This window comes from Bifidobacterium tsurumiense, assembly GCF_000741765.1.
Lineage (GTDB): Bacteria > Actinomycetota > Actinomycetes > Actinomycetales > Bifidobacteriaceae > Bifidobacterium > Bifidobacterium tsurumiense.
This window is the reverse complement of sequence record NZ_JGZU01000017.1, coordinates 1-26,113: the sequence shown is the minus strand read 5'-3', so window position 1 is coordinate 26,113 and position 26,113 is coordinate 1. Positions and strand designations below refer to the sequence as shown.

The following is a 26,113-nucleotide window of genomic DNA, read 5'->3' as shown; positions in this document are numbered from 1 at the left end:
TTCGGTGCGTGATGACAATTCAGGCGGTTGCCGTGTGACTCTGGCCGCCTTGTTCAATCTGCTGAGGCGATTCTGATTTCTTGCCGAACTTCATACGAATCAAGCCGATTATGGTTGGGAGTAGCGAGATAAGCAAAATGGCGACGATAACCAGTTCGAAATTATTCTGTACGAATGGGATATTGCCGAAGAAATAGCCCAGCAGTGTGAACAGAGTCGACCAGGTCAGACCGCCCAGCGCCGAAAATGCGGAAAAGCGCAGCCACCTCATGCCTGAAATGCCGGAAATAAATGGCATAAAAGTGCGGATGAAGGGGAAGAACCGACCAAGGAATACTGCCAATGGACCCCACTTGTTAATCATTGCTTCGGTTTGGGCAATGCGTTCCGGCGTCATTGCCTTAACCCTGCCCGATTCGATAATGCGTCGACCGAAAAATCGACCGATCAAATAGTTGCATTGGTCGCCAATGACCGGAGCGGCCCATACGACAGGCAGCAAGAAAGCCAGGGGGAGTGCGGCGGTCCCGGTACTGGTGTCGGGTGCGGCAAAGAGGCCGGCTGCGAACAGCAGAGAATCGCCGGGCAAGAAGGGGAAGAATACGACTCCGGTTTCGATGAAGATGATCAGGAAGATCAGCCCCAAAGTAGGTGCGACTCCCATGGCTATCCATCCGGCAATGGCTGCGCGGGGGTTCTTCAGCAATTCGAGTATGAAGTTGATAAATCCCATGTACTCCTGCGATTCGTGTCATATCAGAGGTTTGACCGCGCTCAACGATACCAGTGTCTTTCTGGTGCATTATGGCGGATTGCTATGAAGAATATAAATCTGCACAAACCATACAGACTGTCTGTGTTTTATGAGTTGCTGCATGTAGTTGTCAAGATCTTGGACGGGATTGAGTGTATTTCACTTAATCACCAGTTTGGTGAAGATTGACAGAGCAAATGACTAGAGATAAACTGTATGAAACGTTTCGACGAAACGTTTCGAATATTATTCGCAACATATGAAGCGGCATATTCGGCGTGAAGTCATACGTGAATCTGAGCAATGGTGCTGCGCGTGCCTTAACAAAGGGAGCAATTGTGGTAGCAGGCATAAAAGATGTGGCTCGAGAAGCGGGCGTGTCTGTAAGTACCGTATCGTACGTGATTTCCGGAAAGCGTTCTATCTCTGCCAAGACTACCGATAGGGTAATGGCTGCGGTGGAGAAACTCGGCTACATTCCCGATGCAAATGCCCGCAAAATGAGGGGTATGCGGTCTCAAGTCATAGCGCTGAGTGCACCAATTCGAGGAGATATAAATCAAGCAAAGTACAATGCATACTTTCTTCACACAGCATGGGCAGCAAGGAACGCCGGGTATGACGTGCTGCTGTTGACCGGGCAGGATGCGGTGAACGATATTTGTCGTGTAACGGAAGGTAATTTAGTTGATGGCGTAGTGTTGTTGGATGTCGAGGAAAACGATGAGCGTGCTGCTGCATCTGGGCGGTTACCTAAACCATGTGTAGCCATTGGTTATCCTTCGATTCACAAGAGGTGCGCATGTATCGACATCGATTTCGCTGCAGCTGGCAAAAAAGCCGTTGATTATCTGTTTGATAAAGGTCACCGAAAGATTGTTTTTTTGCGCAATAATGAGTCTGACTACGAACGGGAATCTGGATATGTCGTGATTTTCCGGAGAAGTATGTTATCGCAGGCAAAGGTGCGCGGCGTGGAAGTAATCGAATCCCCCCGTTATGAAGCAGATTGTTTCGACGCAAAACGTTTCGTAAGAGACACCTTTGCCGGGGTCGATTGTCCGACGGCTATTATCAATCAGGCTAATGCTAGTGTGCTGAATTTGGTGCTGCAGGAATTGGCGGTTGCCGGACTGTCTATCCCAGAGGATGTGTCGGTATTATCGTGCGGGACATATCTTGAAGGCGAGCTGATGTCTCGACCGGTTACAGAGATGCCTGTCATGCCGGAGAAATTGTGCTCGCGGGCTATGCGACTATTGATTTCGGCAATAGAAGAGAATGCTGAGATCATGGATGTTGTCGACTTGGAGGCGCCTGTGTTGAAAGAGCGTGGCTCCATTGCAGATATCGGGAGAGGGGATCAGATGTCATCTTTATGACATTCCCGTCCTGAATTGATTCGAGGGGCGTGTAATTATATGCAAAATCGAAACGTTTCGATGACAATTTGGATTCATCAAAGATGATTTTCCAGAAACAAAGGAGAAAACAATGAAAATATATAAGTGCCTGGCTTCTATTGCCGTAGTAGCGTTGTCATTAGCTTCGCTCGTCGCGTGTGGCGGCGACAATGCAGCCGATGAAGAAAAGCCAGATAGCCTATCATTTTGGTACTACGAAGAGGATGACGCTGGACAAACCCAGGCATGGAAGCGAGCTGCAGAGGCCTTTGAAAAGGATACGGGAGTCAAGATCGACTTCGAGCGTAAGTCGTTTACTCAAATTGCTCAAAATGGCAGTCAGTTTTTAAACTCGGATGAAGCGCCGGATCTGATGGAGTCCAATCGAGGAAATGGATCTGCCGGTGTGCTCTCCACAATGGGCTTACTCACTAATCTTGACGAATATGTTTCTCAGTACGGCTGGGATAAAAAAGTGACGGGTGCCGATGCGGCTGTTGCCAAATATGATGAGAATGGCATCATGGATGGGGATACCTGGTATGGCATGACTAGTTACGCTGAATTCCAACGTGTCTACTACAACAAGGATTTCTTCGCTAAATACAATCTTGATATTCCGACCACATATGAAGAATTCATAAATGTTTGCCAAAAATTCGTTGATGCTGGTATTACTCCCATTGCAGCTGACGCACAAGAATACGGCGTGATGTGGTTATGGTGGCAACTCGTCTCTAAAAATGCCGACTCGAAATTCATCGATAATTGGCAACTTTACAAAGGAGACGTTGACTGGAATTCTAAGATACTCACTGATTCTGTCGATACAATCAACGATTGGCTTGACAAAGGCTACATTTCCCGAAATGCGACTGGTATGAAGGCTGAGGATACGACTCAGGCTTTCATTAAAGGTGAGTATCCAATCTATCAGACAGGTACTTGGAACCAAGGCCGTTTTGCAAAGCAAATTACTTCGTTCGATTGGGACGCTGCAGTGTTGCCTGAATCGAATTACGCCGTTGGTTGTGCAGGCAATTTGTTGGTCATTCCAGAAAGGTCGCACCATAAAGATCTTTCGGCCAAGTTTATTGACTATGTGCTTTCGGAGGATGTGCAGAACTTCTTGGGTAATGCAGGTGGTATTCCTGTTGCTGCCGATATCAGCAAAATCACGGATGAAAAAAGCAAGGCGATGATTGAAGAGTATTCTTCTTTCGCCAAAGACGGCAAACTCAGCTTCTATCCGGATTACGCGGCTTCTAACCTTACCGATGCGGTGCCGGCGGCTTTCCAAGAGCTAGTTAACAAAACAATGTCGCCTTCACAAGTGCTACAGGATATCCATGAAAAGTACGATACTGGCGTCGAGGACATGGGTGTCAAAAATGACTAAGAAGCGTATAAGTCAACACATGGTCAAGTAGTCAGCTGCCGGTGTGGTCTGATCATGGCTGACCACACCGGCAATGTGTCCCACTCAGCGAAGGATTCTAAAATGTTACATAAGATTGATTCCGGCGAAGTCTCGATGTCGAGGCTGCCGGGCAGCCGATCGTCAAGATTCATTCCATATCTCATTCCCGGCCTATTGGGTTTATTAATTATCGTCGTAATTCCATTCATTTGGAATGTTTATCTGAGCTTCACTCGCTGGCGTGGAGTTGGACCAGTAAAATGGGTGGGATTGAAGAATTGGCAACGCTATTTTCGGATTCCACATTCTGGATTTCTTTTGTTAACTCGTTCTGGATTATTATCGCTATCGTAATTATCCCGACTGTGCTCGGTTTGTTTATATCATCTTTGCTTACTGATGTGATTCAAAAGAAGTTTGGTGGTAAGACAGCCTCATTTCTACGCGCTTTATTCTATCTTCCTCAGCTTTTGCCTGTAGCGGTCGCTGCGATTGTAATGGGGTGGATATTTCGCCCCGAAGACGGAGCTGTCAACGCTCTCCTTTCAAAATTGGGGTTGGGGATGATGCAGCATAATTGGCTAGGGAGCCCCGATAGTGCCTTGCCGGTGCTAATGTTCATTCTCGCTTGGATCCAACTCGGTTACCCTATCGTGATTTTCATGTCAGGATTACAGAGAGTTGATCCTGAATTGTATGAGGCGGCGGGGCTTGATGGAGCTAACTGGTGGCAGAAATTCTATGTGGTGACGCTACCATCTATTATTCCTGAATTGATGGTGGTCATACTCACGGCTACTATCGGCGCGCTGAAGACCTTCGCGCCCGTCTATCTGCTGACTAAGGGCGGTCCAGGCACTGCAACGACTGTGCCTTCGTATTATTCTTACAACCAATTTTTCCAAGTGCAGCAAGTTGGATACGGGGCTGCAATATCTACAGCGCTTACCGTGGTAATCATTGTGTTTTCAATCGTTTTCACGATGGTTCAAAAGCACGTCGATAAAGAACTCGTTTGAAGTCAAAGGTGAAATCATGATTGCATTATTGTCCACAGATTCTTCGAGGAAGATTTCAAAGAAGACGAAACATGTTCGTTCGGCTGGAGACTGGACTACTTTGATTCTTTTGATCACAGCGGCACTGCTGGTGTTATTCCCACTACTGGTTTTGACTGTTAATGCATTCAAAACCTCTGCTGATTACAATGCAACAGGGCCGCTCTCTCTACCTGAACACTTCACTGTGGAAGGCATTGTTTCGTTCTGGACGACTACTAAATTTCCGCTTAAGTTCTCGAACAGCCTTGTTATTTCACTTTTTGTAGCCGTGGCCGCTGTAATACTTTCAGTGTTAAATTCTTTTGCGTTGGGGATCGGTAGAGTAAAAGGCAACACATGGATTGTGTTAGCTATCATGCTCGCTAACATGATGCCGCAAGAAGCTTTGCTGTATCCGTTGTATACCATGTTTAAGCAGATGGGGCTGTACAACACCAGATTAGCTATCATTATCATTTTTACAATTATCCAAAGTGCTTATGGGACATACTTGCTTTCTTCTGTTTATGGTACGTTTCCTCAAGCGATTTTGGAGGCTGCCGCTATCGATGGCGCTTCCAGGTGGCAAATTCTAAGAAAAGTGGTACTGCCTATTTCTTGGCCGACTATAAGCGTGTTGTTTGTTTTCTTCTTCGTATGGACTTGGAACGAATACATGATTCCTATGGCATTCCTAATGGGGGATGATGTGCAGACCATACCTCTGGCTCTAGCGACCTTACAGGGACAGCGTACGATGGAAGCAACTACATTAGCTTCAGCATCATTATTAAGCATCATTCCAACTGTTATTTTCTTCATTATTTTCCAACGCAAGCTATCGCAAGGCATCACTGCGGGTGCCGTCAAATAAGCAGTGGACAAAAGATAACGGTTGACACACTATACGTGATGAGGCGCTGATGAGGCGCTCAGTGATATGTGATGAGTTTCTTTTAAAAGGAGTAATTGTGGGAGCCACTAATACAAATGCAGGTACTGCAGTATTTGGAAATAATTCATTAGGAGGGTTGCCGTTTTCTACGAATCATGGGCGCAGCCGTTGTGTGAACGCTGAAAATCCTAGTGGAGGCAAAGGCGTCGCCGCTATGGCCGCAAGTAGCCTAGGTCCCTCACGCAAGGGGAGTCCATGTATCAAAACCGTTCGAAAAGGAGATACTGTAACTTTGATGGATGTGGAAGGGCCTGGCATAATTCGTCATATCTGGATGACTGTTACGGATCAGACCTCGTCAACTGGTCCAAATGTTTTACGAAATCTTATTCTCGAATTCTACTGGGATGGGGAGGAATCCCCGTCTGTTCGGTGTCCCATTGGTGATTTTTTCTGTTGTGGTCATGCACAGAGCTGTAACATCAACTCTATTCCTGTCATGGTGGCGCCTAATCGCGGTTTTAATTGCTACTTCGCTATGCCCTTTGAACATGCCCGTATTGTGCTGCATAACGACCATAATGAGGATGTTCCGGCTTTTTTCTACCAGATTGACTACACGGAATACGATGAATTGCCTACGGATGCTATGCGTTTTCACGCACAGTGGCGCCGTGAAAGAGTTACAGAATCAGGTCGTGACTATGTGGTTCTGGACAGTGTTCATGGATCTGGTGCGTATGTGGGAACTTATCTTGCCCTTACAGCTTTAGAAAGTCGTTGGTGGGGAGAAGGCGAGTTCAAAATGTACATTGACGGTGATGACCGTTATCCGACATGGTGCAGTACGGGGGCCGAAGATTATTTCGGTGGGGCATGGAGCTTCGCTGGTTTCGATAGGGGCGGCCATATGTCAGAGCAGACATTTACTGGGCCTTATCTAGGCTTTCCGTTTTATTCGCAAACAATAGCCAGGAATCGTGAGAGTGCTTACTGGGATATCAATGCGCCCGTGATGCGAGGTCTGTATCGGTGGCATATCCCAGATCCAATATATTTCGATTCTGATTTGCGTGTTGAATGGCAGCAAATCGGGACGGAAGAGAGGGGTAATTTTGAGCGACAGGATGATGTTGCTTCGGTGGCGTATTGGTATCAGTTTGAGCCGCATGTGCCATTCACGTCAATTGGCGATCGTCATTTCCGACAGCCTCGATAGTCTCTAACTAGGTAGCGTGAGTCGTGTCAAGCGACTCAGACCTATGTTGATACCTATGACAATGGCGAGATATCTGGGCAGGCATGACTGGGTATCTCGCCGAGCTGTGATAGTAACTGTATTCGCCGCGGTCGCTTGAAATTGGCATTTCCATAAGTGAGCGCGACATGTATTTATTCGGTGCCAAGCCAAACTTACTTGTGGTTAGTAGGGTTGGATGAGAGCTTAAAACAAGGCGAAATCGGATGGAGTCAGCTATTGGAGTTCGGTTCCTCCTATTAGAATCCATTGTCTTGTCAAAATTGTTTAGTGCTCACTGCAACGACGCAGTGGGCAACGAGTAATCCGGCTTTTCGCGAGGGGTGTTCGGATTCCCGCTTACTTGTTCAAAAATCCTTAAATATATAAGAGATTTCGCGTATGCCAGCCATGCGAATCCCAGCAGAATGCATCCAATACGCAGCCACGTGGTGAATGCAAAGAGTGCGGCCGCGGCCACATCGATGGCGATCAAGATAAGCGTCTTGCCAAATACTGCCCAGGGCAGACGCAGCGCATTTTTCCAGGTATTGGTGAAAGTATTGGAATAGCGTGCCTGCAGAGGGAACCAGTATTCAAAGCTGATAAGCGTTATCGTTCCGGCGATAATGAGAATCGGCAATGTGATATATGCGGTATCAGTGTCGAGTGAGTTCCAAAAGACGATGGCGAAAGTCACTGCTGCGATGGCGACTACGAAAATAAGCCACGCCCCGAGTGAGCGGAAGAACTCCCTCTTGAAGCGTTTGAGATATTCCGCAGCCAAGTTGATGTCTTCGTGGTCGTTGTAGGCAAACACTGTGCTATACAAAGCAGCGCGAGCCGGGCCGATCGTAACCAGCGGAATAATCGTGATGACGAAGAGAATATTCAGAATGGCAAACCTCGTGCACAGCGTGATGAATTGCCAGAATGAATTGTCAATATTGAATCGCATTTCGCCTCCATATCGTTGGAATTTCAAGCATACCGCCATCGGCATGCATGCGTGTGCCAACATGAGTTGACAGATAAGTCAAACGAGTTTATTATCAAGCATACAACTTATTTATAAAGTAATAAATAAGACATAAAAACGACGACGGTGCAGTCGTTTGGACGGAGCGCATCAACTATGACAGGTTGTACACCGAGCCGAAGGAGGAAAGGTGCAGTCACTAGAGGGTAGTGCCGGCGCGACAGCGAGCGCAGGTGTTACGTCAGAAGCGGCGGCAGTCGCAGGGCGTCAATCGCGACGTAAGAAGAAGAACGGTGGGGTCACTAGCGATAAAACACATGGCTTTCGCCTGTGGTTGCTCATTGTTCCATTCCTGATTCTCTCCGTGCTGTTCAGCTATCTGCCGCTGTTCGGATGGATTTACGCATTCTTTGATTATCAGCCGCCAATCCCACTGACCGAGAGCGAATTCGTTGGATTGCAGTGGTTCAAGATGCTGGTGCAGAACCCGGCTCAGTTGGCGACCATCGGTCAGGTGCTGGCGAATACCTTCGCCATGAGTGGTTTGAATATCCTCACCTCGTTCTTCCCGCTGCTCTGCGCAATCGCGTTGAACGAGATCCGTGCACGCTGGTTCAAGAACCTGGTGCAGACTCTGACCACTCTGCCGAACTTCATCAGCTGGGTGCTGGTCTACTCCGTGGCATTTGCCATGTTCTCCACCACCGGTATGTTCAACCAGTTGTTGCAGAATCTCCATCTGATCACCGAGCCGATCAAGTTCCTCGATTCCGATTCCCATACATGGCTCAAGATGTTGATGTGGGGTATCTGGAAGGGCCTCGGTTGGGGATCGATCCTCTACTTGGCTGCAATTGCAGGCATTGATCAGGAATTGTATGAAGCCGCGCAGGTCGATGGCGCAAGCCGGTGGCAGCAGATCATCCACATTACGATTCCACAGCTTTTGCCGACTTATTTTGTGCTGCTGATGCTCTCCGTATCCAACTTCCTCAACAATGGTATGGATCAGTACTTCGTGTTCCAGAACGCCTTCAATATGAAGCATATTCAGGTGCTTGATCTGTATGTGTACAACGTCGGTATGGGCAACAACTCCTTGTCGCTGGCAACCGCAATCTCCATGCTGAAATCCTTGGTCAGTGTCGGCTTGCTCTTCGTGGTGAACTGGCTGTCCAAGCGCACTCGCGGCACGTCAATCGTCTGAGTGGATGGAAAGGAATCGTATCGTGAAAAGCAAAGTTGCAGTCAGCGTGGCACCTTCCATGCGCCGTACCCGTGGCGAGAAGATATACAACGTATTCAACATCCTCTTCTTCGTGGTGTTCGCATTTATCTGCGTATATCCCTTCTACTACCTCATCATCAATTCCATCTCTGACAATGCTGCTTCGGCCGCAGGCCAGGTGAATTGGTGGCCAGACGGATTCCATCTGGAGAACTACAAGCAGGTATTCGCACTTGATGGTCTGAGCACTGCCGCCTTCATTTCGTTGGCGCGTACCGTTATCGGTACTGCCTTGACCGTGATTGCAAGCGCATTCTTGGGATTCATGTTCACTCAGCAGAAGATGTGGCGTCGTACCTTCTGGTACCGCTTCATCGTGGTGACCATGTATTTCAACGCAGGTCTTATTCCTATGTTCATCACCATGAAGAACCTTGGACTGACCAATAACTTCTGGGTGTATGTGCTTCCCGCCATCGTTCAGCCATTCAATATCATCTTGGTGAAGACCTATGTGGAATCCATTCCTGCAAGCCTTCAAGAAGCTGCGGAAATGGATGGCGCAGGAACCATGACGGTATTCGGCAAGATCATCCTGCCGATGTGTACGCCAATCTTGGCTACGGTCGCTATCTTCTCTGCGGTCGGTCAGTGGAACTCCTTCCAGGACACCCTGATCTACATGACGGATTCCAAGCTGTATTCCCTGCAGTATTTGCTGTACACCTACATCAACCAGGCCAATGCATTGGCTGCATCGGTGAAGGCGAGCGCAGGAACTGCAATGAACGTTGCGGCTCTGGCAACCCAGCAAACGCCGACCTCGATCCGCATGACGGTATCCGTTATCGTCGTGCTCCCGATCCTCTTCGTCTACCCCTTCTTCCAGCGCTTCTTCGTCAAAGGCATGATGCTTGGAGCGGTAAAGGGCTAAGTCGATAGATGACAGCCCAGTGGGCTGTCATCCGACTTAGCCGAGGCGCCCACTAAGGGAGCTGAGGCAGAAACACAGTCCGGCTCCGCCGGTCAAAAATTGCATAAGACCAAGCACGGTTACCGAGTTAAAGACACCTTTAACACCCACCAACCCTTGACGACAGAACTGAAGGCAAGGAAAAGGCAACGGCCTCAAATCGGATGGCGAGAAGCAAGCCGTAAGGCCGAGGCAAATCGTTAAAGGGCTGTTGCAAGTTTGTCGGAAACGATCCTCAGTCAAGCCGACAACACACACAAACACGTATCCCGAAAAATCACACCATAAGGAAAGGAAGGACACCATGTCCCTCAAGAAGAAGGCAGGTATCGCGGTTGCAGTGACGCTATCCGCCATGCTGGCGCTCACCGGTTGCGGTGGCGACAAAACCGCTTCGGATGCCGATGACGGCTCACTGATGACCGTCGAAGTATTCGACGAGCTGGCCAACTACCAGGGCGAACAAAAGGGTTGGTTCGCCAAGCTCATCAAGGACAAGTTCAATATCAAGCTCAATGTCGTTGCCCCTAATGTTGCCGGCGGTGGCAGCACCCTCTTCGATACTCGTTCTGCAGCAGGAAACCTCGGCGACATCATCATCACCGGTTACGGTTCCGGCCGCGGCGCCAAGCTGGTCAAGGCCAAGCTCATTGCCGACATGACCCCGTATCTGGACGGCATGGATAATATCAAGAAGTATTCCAACGCCACCGAAAACCTGAACAAGAACATCGGCCAGGAATCCGGCGTCTGGGGAATCCCGGGTTCCGTATCCTCCGAAGCTCCAACAGAAGCAGGCGAAGGACTCGAACCAACATTCGGCCCCTATATCCGTTGGGATTACTACAAGGAAATCGGCTATCCGGAAATCAATACTCTTGAAGACCTGATCCCTGTACTCAAGCAGATGCAGGATAAGGCTCGCGAAGAGACCGGCTCCAACGACATCTATGCCATGAGCCTGTTCAAGGACTGGGACGGCAATATGATGAACAATGCCAAGCAGCCCGCAACATTCTACGGATTCGACGAAATGGGCTTCGTACTCGCCAAGGCTGACGGCTCTGATTATGAGTCGGTCACCGATGAGAATGGCATCTACGAGCGCGTCCTGAAATTCTTCTACGCAGCCAATAAGGCCGGTATTGTCGACCCCGAGTCCACCACGCAGAATTACGACACCATGAACTCCAAGTACAAGGAAGGCAAGGTGCTCTTCTCCTTCTGGCCTTGGTTGGGTCAGGCGGCATACAACACCACTGAAAACAAGGCTGCAGGCAAGGGCTTCATGATTGCCCCAATGAAGGATCAGAAGATCTTCTCCTACGGTGCAACACCTGATGGCAGCAGCACCATGATCGCACTCGGTGCCAATGCCAAGAACAAGCAGCGCTTGGTCAAGTTCATCGATTGGCTGTATTCCTCCGAAGGCGTGTATGATTCCGGCGCCCAAACCGGTGGCGCAGCAGGTCCGAAGGGTCTGAACTGGGAGATCAAGGACGGCCAGCCTGTGCTCACTGACTTCGGCGAGACCGTGCTCAATGGTGGATCCGCCAATGTTCCTGATGAATACGGTGGTGGTTCCTACTCCGACGGTGTATCCGCTCTGAACTTCCCAACGGTGCTCGTCAACGATACCGATCCTGAAACCGGCTATTCCTTCAATGCATCCATGTGGCCGAGCGAATTGGAAAAGGCCAATAGCAATGCACTGAACCAGGATTGGTCCGAGCATATGGGCGGCTACAAGACCACTATGGAGTATCTTGAAGCCAATAACATGATCATGGTCGCTCCGGGCGCCACCTTCATCCAGCCTGATGAGGATTCCCAGATCTCCACACTGCGTGGACAGGTCAAGACCGAGATCGTGAATGCTTCTTGGAAGGCTTCCTTCGCTTCCAGCGATTCCGAGTTCAGCTCGATCCTGAGTGAAATGCGTTCCACGGTCAAGGGTCTGGGCGTTGACCAGGTACTCGAGGTCGATATGAAGAACGCCAAGGATCAAGAGGCGGCTCGTAAGGCCATCGCCGAAGAGTATGCCAATAAGACCTCTTCTTCGGACGAGTCCAGCTCATCCTCCAACTAAGAGTCAGGGCAGCGAAAATAATCGATTGCGGCGTGCCCCATCATGGGCATGCCGCATGAGATTCGCACGATTTCGACAGTGCACGCCCGTCGTCTTCCGGCGGGCGTGCCTATATACATTCTTCCTTTCATATCCGGCGCGGCTGCCGGTGATATTTCCAGCGCAAGGAGGCGTCCGATGATGGACCTGGAGACCATAGACAGAGTGATTGCCCAGGGGCCGTTTGACGCCAATTGGGAGTCGCTCAGTCATATGCAAGCACCCGCATGGTTCGCGGACGCTAAATTCGGCATTTTTACCCATTGGGGTTTATACACGGTCCCCGAATTCCGCAACGAGTGGTATTCGCGCAATATGTATATCAAAGGGTATCCGGAGTTCGAACACCATATCAATACATACGGGCCTCACAAGGAATTCGGATACAAGGATTTCATTCCGATGTTCACGGCCGAGGCATTTGACGCCAATGAATGGCTCGATCTCTTTAAGGCAGCCGGAGCGAAATATTATTTCCCCGTCAGCGAGCATCATGACGGTTTCCAAATGTATCGCAGCGAGCTTTCTCGTTGGAATGCTGTGGATATGGGACCTCACCGCGATATTCTGGGCGAACTGCGCGAGGCCACATTGAATCGTGATATGCATTTCGCCACATCCAACCACCGGGCTGAGCATTGGTGGTTTATGGGCCATGGCCGAGAATTTGACTCCGATGTGCGTGAACCAATGCAACGTGGCGATTTCTATTGGCCAGCCCAGCCTGAACCTGATAACCAGGATCTGTTCAGTACGCCATATCCCTCCGAGGAATTCCTTGAGGATTGGCTGTTGCGAGTATGCGAAATCATCGATAACTATTGCCCTGAATTGCTGTATTTCGATTGGTGGGTGCAGCACAGCGCATTCAATCCATATATGCAGAAACTGGCGGCTTTCTACTATAACCTCGGCAAAGAATTGGGGCTGCCCGTCGCCATTTGCTACAAAGAGGATGGCATGGCATGGGGGAGCGGTCTTGTGGATGTGGAGCGCGGCGGTTTTGCTGACGCCAAGCCATATGTGTGGCAAACCGATACGGCCATTGCGCGCAATTCGTGGTGCTACACGAATTCGCTGGAATACAAAACACTTGCCGAACTGTTGGTTACGCTGGTGGACACGGTCAGCAAGAATGGCAATCTGTTATTGAATGTTGGCCCGCGAGCGGACGGTTCCATTGCCGAACACGATCGCAAGCTGCTCGAAGGCATAGGCCGATGGATGCAGGTCAATGGTGAAGCCATATATGGTTCGCGGCCTTGGCGGCTGGCGCAAGAAGGGCCTACTTCGACGCCTTCCGGCTCATTTAGTGATCAACAGGCGATCGTCTGGACTTCCAAGGATTTCAGATTTACATCCAAAAATGGTGCGATTTACGCATGCTGTTTGAATCCTGGAGATTGTCAACAAGTGACGATAACCAGCATGAAGTCATATCACAATAGCGAACAGCCACCCTTCCATGGGGTTATTCGAAACGTTGAGCAATTGGGTGCAGGAAAGGTTTCATTCGACCGCAATGCAGAAGGGTTGAATATCTCCGTGAGGCAGGAGTCTGTGCAACGGGACTTCACCAATGCCAACGCAAGCCTTCCGGTGGTGTTCAAAATCACCGTCGAATAGCAACGACTCAATGAGTCGAAAATCAATACCACAGCAATAACACTACGAGGTGTACACCATGACCACTATTACTCAGGACAATATCGAGACAGCGCGCAACCTGTTGTCGCAGCTCACACTGGACGAGAAAATCGGCATGATCCACGGTGCCGGCCTGTTCCGCACCGAAGGAGTCCCGCGCCTGGGAATTCCTTCTTGGAAAATGTCTGACGGCCCAAGAGGAGTCCGTGCGGAAGTGCATAACGACTCATGGGCACCGCTTTACAATACCCGTGATTTGGTGACCTACCTGCCTTCCGGCAGCGCTGTGGCATCGACTTGGAATCGCGGTCTCGCATATGCGACCGGAAAAGTGTTGGGCGAAGAGACGCGCGGCCGTGGCAAAGACGTGATTTTGGGACCTTCTATCAATATCAAGCGCAGCCCTCTATGCGGCCGTAATTTCGAATATATGAGCGAAGATCCTGTGCTGACCGCGGAACAAGGTGTGCAATACATCAAGGGCGTTCAGGAGTCTGACGTTGCGGCATGTGCAAAGCATTATGCTGCGAACAGCCAGGAAACCGACCGCTTGGAAGTTGATGAGAGCATAAGTGAACGGGCCTTGCGTGAAATCTATCTGCCGGCCTTCGAGTCTGCCGTCCGTGATGCCGGCACGCTGACGGTTATGGGCGCCTACAACTTGGTGAATGGCAAACAGTGCTGTGAATCCAGCGAATTATTGGATGATATCCTTCGTGACGAGTGGGGATTCAAAGGTGCGGTTATCTCCGATTGGAGCGCCGTCAAGCGCACACAGGCAAGCGCTGAGGTCGGCTTGGATGTGGAGATGGCGGTGACGCCGAATTTTGATGAATACTATTTCGCCAATCCACTCAAACGTGCCATCGAAGCGGGTGAGGTCAGTGAAGCTGATGTGGACGCCAAAGTCGTGCGCATTTTAAGCGTTATGGATGCGTTGCATATGCTCGGCAAGAATTCTAACGCGCGTCACTCTGGCAGCTTCGCGAGCATCGAGCATGCGCAAACAGCATTGGATATCGCAAGGCAAGCCGTGGTGCTCTTGAAGAACGATAAGAGCCTGCTGCCTCTCGATGTGCGCGGTTTCGATCGAATGCTGGTTATCGGCGCGAACGCGGATCGAACGCATTCCAACGGCGGCGGCAGCGCCGTCATCAAGGCCTTGCATGAGATTACGCCCATTTTGGGATTGAACGGCCTGATCGGCGGCAATGTCGACATAGAATACCTTCCGGGCTATCTTGCCAAGCAGGTCACCCAGGATTCGTCATGGCAGGAGGAGAGCCTGGAGAATTCCACAGGCGATGCAAACTCCGATGAGGCGCAGGCCAAGCAGTTGCGCGAAGAAGCCGTGACTCGTGCCAAGGAATATGCTCAAGCGGGTCTTCCCGTGATATTCGTAGGTGGACTCGATCATGACCATGATCTTGAGGGTCGCGATCGCGAGACCATGGACTTGCCGTATGGTCAGGATGCTTTGATCGAAGCGTTGCTTGATGTCGCGCCCGATATGGTGGTCACCATGGTCGCGGGTTCGCCGGTGACCATGCGATGGGCTGATCGCGTGCATGCCTTGGTCTGGAGCTGGTATGCCGGTAGCGAGGGTGGCACCGCACTCGCAGAAGTGCTGGTGGGTAGGGAGAATCCAAGCGGCCACTTGCCGGAGAGTTTCCCGATTGCGCTGGAAGACTCTCCTGCGCACGCAGTCGGCACCTTCGGCTTGGCAGGGCATGTGGATTATACGGAAGATATTTATGTGGGCTACCGTTATTACGAAACCCGCAACATTCCAGTCCGCTTCTGCTTCGGGCACGGCCTTAGCTATACCAGCTATGATTACTCCGCGCTCTCGGTGCAGCGCATTGATGACAAGGTGCGGGTTGCATTCACCATTAAGAACACAGGGGATCGGGCGGGATATGCCGTTCCTCAAGTGTATCTGGGACTTGAGGGAACCGGTGAAGACCGTCCAGTCAAAGAGCTCAAAGGGTTTGACAAGGTATTGTTGCAGCCCGGCGAAATCAGGCAGGTGACCATCGATATGGCTTCACATAAGGCCTTGCGGTATTGGTCCAATGAACGCGACGCTTTTGCGCTCGCGCCACAAGCACAGGTGTTTGTGGGCGAATCTGTACAAGATATTCGCCTGAATGGACGTGTCGAATAATGTTTATTTATAGACTTATCAATAACGGAAATACAAATGAAATAACGCGGTCAAAGGAGATGCAAGTATGAAGTTCCTCAACGGCGGATGGCTTGTTAAAGACGGCTATGACGTGAAGTATGCGGCAAACGTGTACACGGCAAATATCGAAGAAGGCAAGCTCACTCTGTTTTGTCCCTTCGGCGTCCCAATTCATAACGCCGGACAGACGCTTGATGGCGGTATCATGACCATCGAGGTCACCAGTCCTCGTCCGGATATCATTACGACAAGGCTCGTGAATTTCGAAGAGGATCGCAGCCATGATCCCGAATTCAATTTGAACATCTCCAATCCTGAGGTGTCCATAGAAGACGGTGAGGATGCTTGGGTATTCACCTCAGGACGATTGAGCCTGCGTATTGCCAAGGGCGAGAGCATCGACTTCCAGTATCTCTATGACGGCAAGGAAATCGCTCGCTCCGGTTGGCGCGCCAAGGCCTTGGTCACCGATCCGGAAGGTCAGATCCATGTTTCTGAGCAGATGAATCTGGGTGTCGGCGAGAAGATCTACGGCCTGGGCGAGCGTTTCACCAACTTCATCAAGAATGGCCAAACCGTTGATATTTGGAATGAGGATGGCGGCACCGGCACGGAACAGGCATACAAGAACATCCCGTTCTACTTGTCCAACCGCAACTATGGTCTCTTCGTGAACACTCCCGGCAAGGTCAGCTTTGAAATCGGTTCGGAGAAGGTTTCCCGTGTGCAGTTCTCCGTACCCGAGCAAGAGATGAGCTACTCCGTTATCGGCGGCGAGGATCTGAAGGCAATCCTCAATACATACACCGATTTGACGGGCAAGCCACCGCTGGTTCCGGATTGGAGCTACGGCCTGTGGCTGTCCACTTCGTTCACCACGGATTATGACGAGAACACCGTCATGCAGTTCGTTGACGGCATGGCTGAGCGTAATATCCCGCTGTCGGTCTTCCACTTCGACTGCCGTTGGATGAAGGAACTCGAGTGGTGCAACTTCGAATGGGATGAGGACAAATTCCCCGATCCGGAAGGCATGCTTGCCAAGCTCCATGAGCGCGGCTTGAAGGTATGCGTATGGATCAACTCCTATATCGGACAGAAATCACCGCTTTTCAAAGAAGGCGCAGCCAAGGGGTACTTCATCAAGCGCACCAACGGCCAGGTGTGGCAGTGGGACAAATGGCAGGCCGGTATGGCGATTGTCGACTTCACCAATCCCGAGGCTGTTCGCTGGTATCAGGACAAGCTCAAGGCCTTGATGGCCCAGGGCGTGGATTGCTTCAAGACCGATTTCGGCGAGCGCATCCCGGTTGATGATGTGGTGTATTACGACGGTTCCGATCCACAGCTGATGCATAACTACTACACCTACTTGTACAACAAGGCGGTGTATGACGTCATCGCTGAAGTCAAGGGCGAGGATCAGGCGATTCTGTTTGCGCGTTCGGCGACGGTCGGCGGCCAGCAATTCCCGGTGCACTGGGGTGGTGATTGCTCTTCGAATTATCCTTCTATGGCAGAATCCTTGCGTGCGGGTCTGAGCTTCGGCATGAGCGGATTCGGTTATTGGAGCCACGATATTGCCGGCTTTGAAGACAAGCCTTCACCTGATCTCTATAAGCGCTGGACCCAGTTCGGCCTGCTGAGCTCTCATTCCCGTTATCACGGTTCCAATGAATACAAGGTGCCGTGGCTGTATGGCGAAGAGGCTGTAGAAGTGGCTCGCGAATTCACTGAGCTCAAGCTCAAGCTTGTGCCATATCTCAAGCGTATGTCTGAGGAAACCCATGCCACTGGCGTGCCGATGATGCGTGCCATGGTTCTGGAATTCCCGAAGGATCCTGCATGCGAGGATCTGGACACGCAGTACATGCTTGGTGATGATTTGCTGGTTGCTCCAGTCTTCAGCGAAGACGGCACCGCACGCTTCTACGTGCCGGATGCAGGCGGCGATCAAGCAGGAAAGTCTTGGAAGAATTTGCTGACCGGCGAGATGTATGAGCCAGGCAAGTGGTACACCGAACAATTCGACTACCACACATTGCCTGTTCTGGTTCGTCCCGGCAGCGATCCTTTGGCTGAATAAGCCTGCGAATAGATTGTTCGTGGGATGAGCGCTTTGGTATTTATCCCACGAATGTCGATATCGCGCAAGCGAAGTTATGAAGGTTAGCATTTTCTAGAACGAATGCGAAGCAGCGTAACCTCATAAACCGGTGCTTGCGTGATGTCGACAAATCCGATGAGTTCGGGACTCCAGAGGTGCTGTAGTGCATCGTTAGGAAATATGAGTAGAGAAGAGCGGATTGATTATCCGCATGCAATGGCGCATATCATTTCATTTTTGTACGTTTGCGCCGCCAGATATTCAAAGATCGAGGAAAGGTAGCAACCGTGCGATTGCAGTCCCCGCAGGAAATATCCTTTATATGTAGGCTACAATCCACAGCTGCGAAGCTTGGATGTGTTTTTACGGCAGCCATGTTGACCATATCATGGCTCATGCTCGTACTAGTAGAACCAGCATCGGCGCAGGAGATTGCCTGTGAAACCAATGACATAAGCATTTCGTCAGAACGCGCGAGCGAAGGAGCTTATCGACTGCGAGTGACGAATGTCTCTGATAGCAGTATCGTCTCGATAGACGGCGTTACTTCTGTCCCGGAATCAATCGTTGCAAGTGACGGACAGGCGGTCTATTCATGGACAGTGGGGAAGTTGCCGGTTGGTGAATCGGCACTTGCTCAAGATGCTCAAGGCCAGGACCTCGTCATTCATATTGGCGAAGGCGCTGAAGGCGAGAGGAAAGCGATTGAAGATAATTCCCAAGCATCGAATATTGCGCATTCTAAAAAGAAAAACGGCACACCAGACAAGCTCAGCACGACGGGCACACCTGTAGTAGGGCTAATATGCTTGGCGGCAGGTCTTGTTATGTGCGGAGTCTCTATCCGCAGACAGGGTGGTCATCTATTCGTTCGTCGTACTGTTGCCGGCATTGGTGTTGTCGCCATGATCGTCGGCATGCCGAGCATGGCCACAGAAGCGCAGGCAGCTCAAAAGTCTTGTGAAAGCGCTGGATTAAGCAGCAGCATCGAATCATCTGGACAGCAATACGCCTTGATTTCAGACGTTCGTATCAATTATGGTGACGAAGCAGAGCCAGAAGAATATTCATCGTTGGCATATGCCAAAGTCATGGGCTCTGGTTGGAATTTGGGCAATTCCTTTGACTCAGTTGGGACTGATCTCAGTGAGCCTGACCAAGGTGAGGTGTCGTGGGGTAATCCACAAGTCACCAAAGAACTCATCCGTTCCGTTAAGTCCAAGGGATTCACCAGCATCCGTATTCCAATGACTGCATACCGTCGATACACCGAAGTTGTGGATGCGGCAACCGGTACGACAAAAACCGTTCTTGATGAGCAGTGGCTTGAACGCTACCGAGAAGTCGTTGATTGGGCAGTCGATGAAGGATTGCATGTCATGATCGACATCCATCACGATTCATGGTTGTGGGCCAAAAATTGGAACGGCGACACTAATGCCGCTGAGTACATCCGCTTCAGTGATCTGTGGAAGCAAATGGCTTCATACTTCGCTGATGAGCCAGAATTGGTGAGTTTTGAGACTCTCAACGAGCCGCAATTCAGCCAAGGTGATGCACAAGAAAAACTCAATGCCCTGAATAAGGCAGCGTATGACATTATCCGTGCCACGCCTGGCAATGAACAACGCATGATAGTCATTCCAACTGTTGAAACCGCCTATGGTGATGATAGGTTGAAAGCCACGCGTGACTTCATTCAGAAAGATTTGCATAACGATCCATATGTTATGGCGACGGTTCATTATTATTCAGAGTGGGTGTATAGCGCCAATCTCGGAATAACCGGATTCGATGAGGATCTTTATGGAGGTTCGCAGCCATATAACCCGCGCAATTCCATGGAAAACTTCTTCCAACGGGTCAATGCCGTGTTTACGACAAGTGGAATTGGCACGGTCATTGGAGAATACGGTCTGTTGGCATATGATTCAGCTTCAGATAATGCATTGCAAGCCGGTGAAGAGCAAAAATACTATGAGTACATGGGGCACATGGCTCGAGAACATGGCATCGCAGCCATGTTCTGGGACAACGGTTCAGGAATAGACAGGAATGATGCTGACTATTCGTGGAAAAAACCGTTGGCTGGCGATGTGATTCAGGCAAGTACCACAGGCAGATCTTCCTACGCAACCGGTCTTGATACTGTGTATATCGAAAACCGTCCAGATGCCGATATCTCCATCCCTCTGGCTTTGAACGGTAATAGTTTCATAGGCATCGACGGCTTGACTGAAGGCGGAGAGTATACCTATGATTCGCAACAGTCCGCAGTGGTGCTCAAAGCTGATTATCTTGCCTCGGTTTTTGACGCCAGGAAGGGGAACGGTCTTCTGGCTGATCTGACACTGAGGTTCTCTGCTGGGGCTCCATGGCATGAATATGTTATGAAGTCAGGAGTGCCGACAGTTGATGCGGACAGACTGGCGGCTGGTACCCGAGAAAACGGATTGGATATCGCACTGGATTTCGCGGGCAATGAATTCAAATCCATTACCACGTACCAGAACGGGAACAAGGTGGGGCCGAATTCAGGCTGGTGGAAGTATTTGCAGAATGGCAGCGCAGTTGTTGTCCATGACAACACTGCAGACCATAGCTTGGGCAGTGTGACGCTTACTCCATCCTTCTTCGCTGATGCGACGGTGCAGGATGGTCAGATCACATTGGAAATCACCTTCCAAAGCGGAAAAATTCTCGAGTTAACAGTCGAGATAAGCAATGGGGTTGCCCGAGTGCAGACCACAATCTGATCAGTACAATGATTGGGGAACAGAACGATTCTTTCTGAATGATCCGTTCCCCTGATTTTGAGGATTCAACGGTGAGTGACTAAGGAGCAAGCAATGACGCTGTTCAATTGCAAGCCAGCCAAAAGGATTGCATCTGGATTCCATCCCGATCCATCGATATGCGAGAAGCCCGATGGCGGATATGTGATGGTGAATAGTTCGTTTGAATTTATGCCAGGTTTGCCGGTATTCGAAAGCGAGGATGGCGAACACTGGACCAAGGTCGGGCACGCGCTTTCGCGTCCCAGCCAATTCCCTTACGAATCCATGGGCAACAGCCAGGGCATCTATGCTCCCACGATCCGCTATCACGACGGCTTGTATTATCTCATCGTCACCAATGTGAATGTTGGCAATATGCTGTTGACAGCCAGCGATCCGAGCGGTGAATGGTCCGATCCCATTTGGATTCCTGATTGGCCTGGAATCGATCCAAGCCTGTTCTTCGACGATGACGGAACTGTATATATATGCGGCAACGAAAGCGGCTGTGTAGATGAGGATGGCAACCACGAAGAGGCTGGAATATATCTGTCTCGTCTCGATGTAACCACAGGAGAGGTGCTCGATAAGCGCAAGCGAATTTGCGGAGGTATCACGGGATCAAATCCAGAGGGTCCGCATATGCTCAAGCGCGGGGATATGTATTACCTCATGTGGGCAGAAGGCGGTACTGAATCGGGGCACATGGAGAATATCGCCCGATCGAACAAGGCTGATGGTCCTTATGAGATGTATTCGGGCAATCCTCTGATTACCAATCGAAGCACGCATCTTACCTTGCAGGCCATTGGTCATTGCGATTGCGCGCACTTTGAAGATGAGCGAACTTTGATGGTATTCCACGGTACCCGTAATAATGACGAGTATCCTGCGCAAGGGTGGATAGGTCGTGAACCGTATGCGGTTTGGTTCACCTGGAAAGATGGCTGGCCACAGTTAGCAGACCAGTCATATGATTGCACACTCAACGGCAATGGCGATGCCTTGGAACATGACGTTGAATGGATTACCCCAGGCCGTGATGATTATGGTCGGTATTCCGTATCACCGAACCAAGGTGTTGCTGATTCTGATGAATCTGTATTCGATATTGAGGTAAGTGCCTCAGGCAATGACTTTGACCTGCCGAATGATGGAGCTCCGCTTATTGGTACACGTCAGACTGATATGGACTGCTTATTTGAGGCGGCTGTTGTGCCCGGTGTTTCATGTGAAACAGCAGTGGCAGGTATTGCCGCATATGGCAACGATAAGCATGTCATCACTGTGAGTATCGAGCGCGGCGCTGCGAAAGATTCCGAGAGTGCTGAAAATGCGCCGAATAAGCAAGGTGGCAAGGACTCGACCTCTGCAGAGCAGTACACGGTTTCAGCGCAGGTGAATAATGCTGGTTTGAGATCCACAGTCGGCAGCATTGCCATGGATGGGTCCCAACCCGTGACTCTTCGACTTTTGGGAACAAATGCCGGTTATGTATGTTCAGTGCAAACCGCTGATGGTTTGGTGCATGAACTTGGTCCGGTTCCTGGCAAAGTGTTGAGTTTCACCAATGCAGGTGGGTTCACCGGCACGCTACTCGGCGTTTTCGCACATGGCACGGGACAAGTGAAATTCTCTCAGGTGCGCTATCAGCCGCTGATGGCAAGTAGATAACACAATCGTCGATGTCGTGACTCAAACGTGGGCTTTGATGCGAATCATGAATATTTCAACGAACAGCGAGCATCCACGCAGTATTGCGTAGAAACAAACAATAAGGAGACATATGACTCAACAATTTGATTCCTTCCTTTTCGGCGGAGACTGGAATCCGGAGCAGTGGCCTGAGGAGACATGGGAACAAGATGTGACCATGCTCGAGCACGCTCATATGAATGAAGCGACTATCAATGTGTTCTCGTGGACACTGCTTCAGCCCGATGAGCATACCTATGACTTTTCCAAACTGGATGCCATTATCGCTCTTCTGGTGAAGCATAACTTCAATATCGTGCTGGCCACGGCAACCGCTGCTGTGCCTGCTTGGATGTCACGCCTTCATCCCGAAGTGCTCCGTGCCAATATTGACGGTGTGCGCAATACTTTCGGTGGCAGGCATAATTTCTGTCCGACCTCGGATGTGTTCCGCAGCCAGGCAAAAGAACTCACGACCCGCATCGCCCAGCGTTATGCCGGCACCCCCGGTCTGCAGGCATGGCATGTCAATAATGAATATGGCAATGGTGGAGGAATCTGCTACTGCGAGAATTGTGCTCAGGAATTCAGATTGTGGCTCAAGAAGAAATACGGCACTATTGAAGCCCTGAATCAGGCGTGGTGCATGAATTTCTGGAGCCACACAATAACCGCTTGGGAAGATGTAATGCCTCCTCTCGGCACAGGCGATGGCATTGGAACCGATAAGTCGGTAATCTCCGGTCTGCTCATTGATTATCGTCGTTTCCAGAACGAAGCCATGCTGGATTGCTTCATTATTGAGCGTGATGCCATTCGCCAAAATGATGAAACGACACCAATCACCACGAATCTCATGAGCACTTTCAAGGATCTCGACTATTTCGCATGGGGTCGCGAGATGGATATTGTCAGCTGGGATAACTATCCCGGCATGGATACTCCTGCCAGCTTCACCGCAATGCGCCATGATCTGATGCGCGGAGTTGGCGGCGGCAAGCCCTTCATGCTCATGGAGCAGACACCAAACCAGCAGAATTGGTTCCCCTTCTGTGAAGTCAAGCAACCTGGCGAGGTGCGAGCCCTGAGCTGGCATGCCGTCGCCCACGGTGCAGATACGGTGCAATTCTTCCAGCTGAGGCAATCTATTGGCGGTTGCGAACGCTTCCATGGCGCCATCATTGGTCACGACGGGACCGAGAACACCCGAGTTTTCAAGGAAACCACCCGTTTGGGCGAAGAACTGCAGCAGATCGGCACCTCAATCATGGGCAGTGCTGTGCGCTCGCGGGTCGCCATTATCTTCGACTGGGAAAGCTACTGGTCTTTGGAAGCATGCGTAGGCCCTACCAAAGGCCTGCGTTATCCGGATGAAGTGCATCGCTTCTATAAGGCATTTCATTCGTTGGGCTTGAGCGTAGACGTTATCCCCAGTACGGCAGATGCCCAAACCTTGGCGAAATACGCCATCGTAGCGGCGCCTACTTTGATTATGGTCAAGCCTGGCGTCGCCCAGAGTTTGGAAGAATATGTCCGCAAAGGCGGTCGATTCATCACGGGATACATGTCCGGATTGCATGACGAACATGATCTGATCGTGCCAGGAGGATATCCGGGAGAATTACGCTCGCTGACCGGAGTTTGGGTTGAAGAAATCGACGCGATGGCGCCAGAGGCAAGCATCGAGGTCAGATCTGGGGAATCTGCGTCCGGAGAAACCGACTCGACACCTGCCATCGAAGGACAGGGCACTATCGTTGCCAGCATCATGCATCTCGAAGGAGCCAAACCGCTCGCAAGATACGGCGGTGACGGATTCTATGCAGGTACCACGGCGGTAAGTGAGCATGACTTCGGCAAAGGCAGGGCGTATTTCGTCGGTACTGCACTGGACGAAGGTGGTATGAAGGCCGTGGCCATTCGAGCAATAGATGGTCTCGATCTTGAATGCCTCGATATTCCAGAGGGTGCCGATGTCGCGGTGCGGTATGCCGAAGATGGCAGTCGATTCGTATTCGTCACCAATCTTGAATCCGCTTCCAAGCGCATTGTTGTTCCTTGGCTTGCAGGAGAAGAATCCTTGGTCGAACAAGGAATTGCCGCACCTGATTATGGGGTCGAGCAAAGCGATGCGGTCATTGCGGCGCGAGAGGACAGTGCTCGCAAGGTCAAGGCTGGCGATGATGGAACGGTTGAACTCTCCTCATATGGAGTGGCAGTCTTCCATCTGCAGTAAAGGTGCCAATATGGTCGGAGTTAAGGATGTCGCCGCTCGAGTGGGTGTGTCAATCAGCACGGTTTCATATGCCTTGAGCGGCAGGCGTCCTATCAGTGCCGAGACAAAGGCCAAAGTCATACGGGCGATGCGTGAATTGGGGTATCGTCCCAAAGGCATGCTACAAGCATGGCAAGGTGAGCACACCGGAATCATTGCGGTGAGCTCACCTATGGATGACGATACGGCTTATCGGTGCTGGTCCCCGTTCATCTTCGGCATTACCAAGCGTGCGCGGCATTACGGATACACCGTGCTGTTGTCGGTTCAGGAGAAGGACGGCGCGGAACTTACAAGAATTGCCGATTCTGGCGGCGTGGATGGTGTGGTCCTTTTGGATGTCTCTCTCGACGATCCGCGCGTTGCTGTCGCTCGGACTTCTCGTATTCCCGTGGTGGCCATCGGGTTTCCGCGTCATCGCGCCGGAATAGTTGCGGTTGATCTTGATTTCGAAAAGGCTGGAAACGAGGCCTTGAAACGGTTGCAAGGTCTTGGACATCGCAATATTTTGTTTATCGGCGCAGAAGTAACGTCATATTTGGATGAACTTAATTTTCTGATTCGCACAAGGGATGCCATTATGACATCTGCTCAGCAATTGAATATGTCTGTGATATTTTCATCGATGCGGGGCGGTAGTCAGGAAGATGCCGCACGGGTTATCGATCAGGCTTTCCAACGTAATCCGGGAATTACCGCGGTCGTCGTGCAACAGGGTCAGGAATCATGGCAGCCCATTATGTATGCCTTGCATAGGCGGGCACTGGCTGTTCCGCAAGATGTTTCGGTAATCGTGCTCAGTGCATTTGGTGATGCGGTAGTGCAAGGTCAGGGCTTGGATGAGATTCCTGTTCGTCCGTCTCAAACCTGTTCTCATGCCGTGGATGTGCTTCATGAGTGGATAGAAGGACGCTGCATACCCTCTGAAGAAGGCAGGGGTGACTTAGTCCCTGTCACCTATTTGCGCAGAGGTTCTGTAGCTGAAGCCAAAGCCAGATAGTTGAAGGAAGTGCGCTATACCTATTTTATGAATACGCTACTGCGTACTCATAAAATAGGGACAACGACGGTTACTGTCGATGTGCAAAGAAATTCTGAATTGAAGCCAGTGAGGCGAGAAGCACGATAACGTCCGAAATCTTGCGCACTTTGTGATTTGAGTTCCTGAATGTGAACATGGCCCGCGTCGTGTACGATTTTCAGTCGCCAAACATTGAAAACCGCGATTGGAAAGAGGCACGGGCCATGTCCAAGGAAATGATACAGTTCGATGACGTCATGTTCGAGTCCAGACTCGACGCGATGGTGCGCGAGAAGGTCGAGCAGATCGTCAACGCGATGCTCGACGCGGAGGCCGACGAGATAGC

Annotated in this window: 16 protein-coding genes and 2 pseudogenes; 16 read left to right on the top strand and 2 right to left on the bottom strand. The window is 50.6% G+C overall.

The window, feature by feature from the left end:
• Positions 1-19 precede the first annotated feature (19 nt).
• Complete coding sequence (locus BITS_RS07720) at positions 20-733, bottom strand: DedA family protein (protein WP_026642443.1); 714 nt, start codon at positions 731-733, stop codon at positions 20-22.
• Between the two features lie 359 nt (positions 734-1,092).
• Here BITS_RS07720 and BITS_RS07715 point away from each other — a divergent pair, with 359 nt between their 5' ends.
• The 5 genes and pseudogenes from BITS_RS07715 (at position 1,093) to BITS_RS07695 (ending at position 6,731) form a co-directional block, all read left to right on the top strand.
• Positions 1,093-2,136 (top strand): LacI family DNA-binding transcriptional regulator, encoded by a 1,044-nt coding sequence (locus tag BITS_RS07715; RefSeq protein ID WP_238556576.1) that lies wholly within the window; start codon positions 1,093-1,095, stop codon positions 2,134-2,136.
• Between the two features lie 112 nt (positions 2,137-2,248).
• The gene (locus BITS_RS07710) at positions 2,249-3,556 is read left to right on the top strand and encodes an ABC transporter substrate-binding protein (RefSeq protein WP_026642440.1); all 1,308 of its coding nucleotides are present in this window, start codon (positions 2,249-2,251) and stop codon (positions 3,554-3,556) included.
• Between the two features lie 102 nt (positions 3,557-3,658).
• Positions 3,659-4,596 (top strand): annotated as a pseudogene (locus tag BITS_RS07705) (carbohydrate ABC transporter permease).
• Between the two features lie 16 nt (positions 4,597-4,612).
• Entirely contained in the window at positions 4,613-5,491 is an 879-nt protein-coding gene (locus BITS_RS07700) for a carbohydrate ABC transporter permease (protein WP_026642438.1), read from the top strand.
• Between the two features lie 157 nt (positions 5,492-5,648).
• Entirely contained in the window at positions 5,649-6,731 is a 1,083-nt protein-coding gene (locus BITS_RS07695) for a glycoside hydrolase family 172 protein (protein WP_229774958.1), read from the top strand.
• Between the two features lie 313 nt (positions 6,732-7,044).
• Here BITS_RS07695 and BITS_RS07690 read toward each other — a convergent pair whose 3' ends face one another.
• Positions 7,045-7,707: a YesL family protein gene (locus BITS_RS07690; RefSeq protein ID WP_026642436.1), complete on the bottom strand. Its 663-nt coding sequence runs from the start codon at positions 7,705-7,707 to the stop codon at positions 7,045-7,047.
• A 349-nt stretch (positions 7,708-8,056) separates the two neighbouring features.
• Here BITS_RS07690 and BITS_RS07685 point away from each other — a divergent pair, with 349 nt between their 5' ends.
• From BITS_RS07685 to BITS_RS09560, 11 genes and pseudogenes are all read left to right on the top strand, one after another.
• Positions 8,057-8,935 carry an ABC transporter permease gene (locus BITS_RS07685; RefSeq protein ID WP_338010657.1) on the top strand — a complete coding sequence of 293 codons (879 nt, stop codon included), beginning with the start codon at positions 8,057-8,059 and terminating at the stop codon, positions 8,933-8,935.
• Between the two features lie 22 nt (positions 8,936-8,957).
• Positions 8,958-9,890: a carbohydrate ABC transporter permease gene (locus BITS_RS07680; RefSeq protein WP_238556575.1), complete on the top strand. Its 933-nt coding sequence runs from the start codon at positions 8,958-8,960 to the stop codon at positions 9,888-9,890.
• A gap of 343 nt (positions 9,891-10,233) precedes the next feature.
• Positions 10,234-12,018, top strand: coding sequence for a type 2 periplasmic-binding domain-containing protein (locus BITS_RS07675; protein ID WP_026642433.1), 1,785 nt, complete (start codon positions 10,234-10,236; stop codon positions 12,016-12,018).
• Between the two features lie 177 nt (positions 12,019-12,195).
• Positions 12,196-13,683: an alpha-L-fucosidase gene (locus BITS_RS07670; protein ID WP_026642432.1), complete on the top strand. Its 1,488-nt coding sequence runs from the start codon at positions 12,196-12,198 to the stop codon at positions 13,681-13,683.
• Positions 13,684-13,741: 58 nt separating this feature from the next.
• Entirely contained in the window at positions 13,742-15,871 is a 2,130-nt protein-coding gene (locus BITS_RS07665) for a beta-glucosidase family protein (protein ID WP_026642431.1), read from the top strand.
• 67 nt (positions 15,872-15,938) lie between these two features.
• Positions 15,939-17,978: an alpha-xylosidase gene (gene yicI / locus BITS_RS07660; protein WP_026642430.1), complete on the top strand. Its 2,040-nt coding sequence runs from the start codon at positions 15,939-15,941 to the stop codon at positions 17,976-17,978.
• Positions 17,979-18,499: 521 nt separating this feature from the next.
• Entirely contained in the window at positions 18,500-20,755 is a 2,256-nt protein-coding gene (locus BITS_RS07655; protein WP_160249609.1) for a cellulase family glycosylhydrolase, read from the top strand.
• A gap of 93 nt (positions 20,756-20,848) precedes the next feature.
• Positions 20,849-22,450, top strand: coding sequence for a glycoside hydrolase family 43 protein (locus BITS_RS07650; protein WP_026642428.1), 1,602 nt, complete (start codon positions 20,849-20,851; stop codon positions 22,448-22,450).
• A 112-nt stretch (positions 22,451-22,562) separates the two neighbouring features.
• On the top strand, positions 22,563-24,707 hold the full coding sequence (locus BITS_RS07645) for a beta-galactosidase (RefSeq protein ID WP_081693565.1): 2,145 nt from the start codon (positions 22,563-22,565) through the stop codon (positions 24,705-24,707).
• A gap of 10 nt (positions 24,708-24,717) precedes the next feature.
• Complete coding sequence (locus tag BITS_RS07640) at positions 24,718-25,746, top strand: LacI family DNA-binding transcriptional regulator (RefSeq protein ID WP_026642426.1); 1,029 nt, start codon at positions 24,718-24,720, stop codon at positions 25,744-25,746.
• A 176-nt stretch (positions 25,747-25,922) separates the two neighbouring features.
• Positions 25,923-26,113, top strand: a pseudogene (locus tag BITS_RS09560) (IS256 family transposase); the annotation flags it as partial.

Excerpts from the sequence above, each read along its gene's own strand:
- BITS_RS07720 (WP_026642443.1), bottom strand. The coding sequence starts at position 733 with ATGGGATTTATCAACTTCATACTCGAATTGCTGAAGAACCCCCGCGCA.
- BITS_RS07710 (WP_026642440.1), top strand. The coding sequence starts at position 2,249 with ATGAAAATATATAAGTGCCTGGCTTCTATTGCCGTAGTAGCGTTGTCA.
- BITS_RS07700 (WP_026642438.1), top strand. The coding sequence starts at position 4,613 with ATGATTGCATTATTGTCCACAGATTCTTCGAGGAAGATTTCAAAGAAG.
- BITS_RS07690 (WP_026642436.1), bottom strand. The coding sequence starts at position 7,707 with ATGCGATTCAATATTGACAATTCATTCTGGCAATTCATCACGCTGTGC.
- BITS_RS07675 (WP_026642433.1), top strand. The coding sequence starts at position 10,234 with ATGTCCCTCAAGAAGAAGGCAGGTATCGCGGTTGCAGTGACGCTATCC.
- BITS_RS07670 (WP_026642432.1), top strand. The coding sequence starts at position 12,196 with ATGATGGACCTGGAGACCATAGACAGAGTGATTGCCCAGGGGCCGTTT.
- BITS_RS07665 (WP_026642431.1), top strand. The coding sequence starts at position 13,742 with ATGACCACTATTACTCAGGACAATATCGAGACAGCGCGCAACCTGTTG.
- yicI (WP_026642430.1), top strand. The coding sequence starts at position 15,939 with ATGAAGTTCCTCAACGGCGGATGGCTTGTTAAAGACGGCTATGACGTG.
- BITS_RS07650 (WP_026642428.1), top strand. The coding sequence starts at position 20,849 with ATGACGCTGTTCAATTGCAAGCCAGCCAAAAGGATTGCATCTGGATTC.
- BITS_RS07645 (WP_081693565.1), top strand. The coding sequence starts at position 22,563 with ATGACTCAACAATTTGATTCCTTCCTTTTCGGCGGAGACTGGAATCCG.
- BITS_RS07640 (WP_026642426.1), top strand. The coding sequence starts at position 24,718 with ATGGTCGGAGTTAAGGATGTCGCCGCTCGAGTGGGTGTGTCAATCAGC.